2 protein-coding genes are annotated in these 3,491 nt (G+C 58.4%); both read left to right on the top strand.

Going from position 1 to position 3,491, the window contains the following annotated elements:
• The first annotated feature begins 25 nt into the window (after nucleotides 1–25).
• The gene (locus Q8M73_08590) at nucleotides 26–1,597 is read left to right on the top strand and encodes a cytochrome c biogenesis protein ResB (protein MDP2288603.1); all 1,572 of its coding nucleotides are present in this window, start codon (nucleotides 26–28) and stop codon (nucleotides 1,595–1,597) included.
• Between the two features lie 229 nt (nucleotides 1,598–1,826).
• On the top strand, nucleotides 1,827–3,281 hold the full coding sequence (gene lnt, locus Q8M73_08585) for an apolipoprotein N-acyltransferase (protein MDP2288602.1): 1,455 nt from the start codon (nucleotides 1,827–1,829) through the stop codon (nucleotides 3,279–3,281).
• Nucleotides 3,282–3,491: the final 210 nt, after the last annotated feature.

The following is a 3,491-nucleotide window of genomic DNA, read 5'->3' as shown; positions in this document are numbered from 1 at the left end:
GGTACGACGGAACTGCGTCTAGCGAATGAATCGCTCTGCGCTTCCACCAATAAGCAATGCGGGGCTGCTGCGCTGGGCTTGGCGGCAACTCACCAGCATGAAGACGGCGTTGATCCTGCTGTTCCTCCTCGCTTTGGCAAGTGTTCCCGGTTCCCTATTGCCTCAGCGAGGCATCGACCCGATCAAAGTCCGGGCCTTCATATCCGAAAATCCGACATGGGGTCCGATTCTGGATCGACTTGGCTTCTTCGATGTCTATTCCTCGCCGTGGTTCTCCGCGGTCTACTTGCTTCTATTCTTGTCGCTCATTGGGTGCGTCATCCCTCGTGTCGGCATGCACTTCCGCGCGATGCGCAGCGCGCCCCCACCTGCCCCTCGCATGCTGCAACGGCTTTCAGGGACGCGAACGCTCGAAGCGACCGCATCGACGGCTGACGTGCTGCAGACCATCGAAGCGGCGCTGCGCGCAGGACGCTGGCGCGTGGTTACAGGACCCCAAGACGAACCCCGTTGGGTATCCGCAGAAAAGGGCTACCTCCGCGAAACCGGCAACCTCATCTTTCATCTCTCACTACTGGTCCTACTGGTCTCGATTGGGCTCAGTGGGCTCTTCGGCTGGAAGGGCAACGTCATCGTCCGCGAAGGTTCCGGCTTCTCCAACACGCTGACTCAATACGACGCGTGGGGAGGCGGTCGTTTTGTCAATGCCGAAAACCTGCCGCCCTTCTTGTTCACTCTTGAGAAGTTCACAGCAGACTTCGAGCGAGGCGAAGTCGAACGGGGCTCTCCGAGGGCATTCGAGGCCGATATTTCCTTTCAGACAGCCCCATCGGAGCCACTTCAGAAAACTTTGATAGAGGTCAACGAACCGCTGGAGATCAACAGGGCCAAGGTGTTTCTCGTAGGCCACGGATACGCACCAGTCATCAAAGTGATCGACCGAACAGGCGCCACCGTGTTTAACGACGCCGTGCCATTTCTGCCGCAAGATGGAGCCTTCACATCCACCGGCGTCGTGAAAATCCCAGACTCCACGCCACAACTTGGGATCCAAGGTTTGTTCCTTCCGACTGCGGCTTTGGATGCAGTCCGGGGGCCGTACTCAAGCTTTCCAGCTCCTGACGATCCTGCCCTGTTCATGTCGGCTTGGAAGGGCGAACTCGGTCTGGACTCTGGAGCGCCCCAGAGCGTCTACCGGCTCGTGAAGGACCAGATGAAGCAAATAGGCCTGAAGCAACTGAAGCTTGGCCAAACGTGGGAACTGCCGGATGGCTCAGGCGCCGTGAGCTTCGAAGGCTACGAGCGCTGGGCCTCCTTCCAAATCGCCTTCGATCCGGGCAAGGAAATCGCGTTATTCTCGGCAGTGACGGCGATGTTGGGCCTGACGATGTCCCTGTTCATTCGTCGCCGACGGGTATGGGTGAAGGTCGTTCAGAAGGATGGCGTTTCGCTCATCCAACTTGCCGGAATCATGCGCACCTCCACTTTCGAGGATAAGGACATCGGCGTGCTTGCTGAGGACCTTGACCTTGTCGAGCAGGCCCTGGAATCCGCCGGCCAGGCGCACTCGCCAGATGCATCCGAGGAAGAATGGTGAAACCAGAGACAATGGCACAGTTGAGTAGTTGTCGTCCATGCTCGCCCTCGCGTGTGCCTTCGTGCTCAGACACTGGCGAAATTCCTCGGTGTCGACAGATTCGTTGGACTGACCTATTCTGCGCCACGACAATCGACCTGAGATCGCCAAGACTCGCAAACGTCCGGTGAACCCACGCCTCGCACTTTTGCTATGGCGCCCTCTCGCCGCTTTGGGCGGGGGCTTAGCGATGGCATGTGCGTTTCCACCACTTGCCTGGTGGTGGATCGCTCCAATCGCGATCTTGCTTTGCATTCTCTCTACTCGCAAGGTCCAACCTCAATGGGCCGCGGCCTACGGAGCAATTGCAGGAGCGGCGTTCTTCGGCCCCCTCCTCTCATGGATGAGTGTGGTCGGCATTGATGCCTGGATTTCACTCACTGCCATCTGCAGTGCATGGTGGATAGGTCTATTCGTCGCCCAATCATTTGCTCAAAGGTTTGCCTGGTGGCCAGTCGTTGTTCCCGCATTGTGGGTCGCCAGTGAGGCCATCCGCGGAGCCATACCACTGGGTGGATTCCCATGGGGCCGGTTGGCCTTCTCACAAGCCGGAGGCCCACTGTTGCCCTTGAACTCAATCGTTGGTCCGGCCGGCGTTGCCTACGCCTTGGCTTTGGTCGGCTGCGCCGTTGTCTACCTGCTCCTGGACAGACGCAGTAGACCATCTAAGGCGCCCACAATGGTTGTCGCCATCGGCACAGTGTCGCTGTCCGCACTATTTTCAGTCGGCTATGTCGCCATCAATGCTGTTGGCACCGAAGGTCAGGTCACTATTGCAGTCGTACAGGGCGGCGTGCCAGGTATCGGCCTGTCAGCAATGGGCGAAAAACGGGCCGTCCTGGCAAATCACGCGCAATTGACCCGCGCCGCGTTGCGCTCGCGCCCTGAGATTGACTTTGTCGTATGGCCGGAAAACTCCACGGACATCGATCCGTTTAGCGATCTCTTGGCCAGACGCCAGATCGACGAAGCAGTTCGCACAGTCGGAGCGCCAATTCTCGTCGGCGCTGTTGTCGATGCGCCCAATGACCCATCACGTGTAGCAAATTCTGGAATCGTTTGGGACCCAGAAACCGGTCCAGGCGCGAGATACGTAAAGCGACATCCCGTGCCGTTTGGCGAGTTCATCCCTTTCCGCCCGCTTCTTGGGAGTCTCCTTGATCGATTTCGACTCGTGCCACGTGACTTCATTGCGGGTGACACTCCAGGAATACTGGAAATCGCAGGCACCACGGTGGGTGACGTCATCTGCTTCGAAATTGCCTACGACTCAATCGTGCGAGATGTTGTCATCGAAGGCGCCCAGGTGATTGTCGTGCAAACCAACAACGCTACCTACTCGGGCACAGCCCAATTGGCGCAGCAGGTCGAAATGTCACAGGTCCGCGCTGTTGAGCATGGGCGATCGGTAGTCGTGGCTGCGACGAGTGGCATCAGCGCAGTGATCAATCCGAATGGCTCGATCCGATCAAGCATTGCGGCGAACGAATCCGGAGTGATTGTCGAACGCATCGCGTTGTCCAATCAACAGACGGTGGCCACTGCTTGGGCTCCTCGCATCGAATGGCTCCTTGTGGGCATCGCCGTGGCACCCCTTGCTTGTGTCGGTCTGTCGCGATTGCGCCAACAGCGCAGTCGGACCTAAGCAATTCGAGCTGAGCAGCCAATCGATCTTCGACAGGCCAAGGTCTGGAGTTCGTTGTCTAGGGCAGGTGGCGGCCAAGCCATTGCAGAGCGGGCCCCATAACCCGAACATGATGCAGCTGGTGCTCAATAACGAACTCCCGACCTTGATCCACGAAGCCGCGAACGAAAGCGCCCAAAGAGTTCAAATTCTCGTCGTGCGCCTGGCGAG

This window comes from Actinomycetota bacterium, from assembly GCA_030684515.1.
Taxonomy (GTDB): Bacteria; Actinomycetota; Actinomycetes; order S36-B12; family S36-B12; genus UBA11398.
Note: the sequence above shows the minus strand (reverse complement) of the source record. Positions and strands in the feature narration are given on the sequence as shown.

What these genes read in the sequence shown, in the direction of transcription:
- lnt (MDP2288602.1), top strand. Translation starts at nt 1,827, where the DNA reads ATGGCATGTGCGTTTCCACCACTTGCCTGGTGGTGGATCGCTCCAATC.
- Q8M73_08590 (MDP2288603.1), top strand. Translation starts at nt 26, where the DNA reads ATGAATCGCTCTGCGCTTCCACCAATAAGCAATGCGGGGCTGCTGCGC.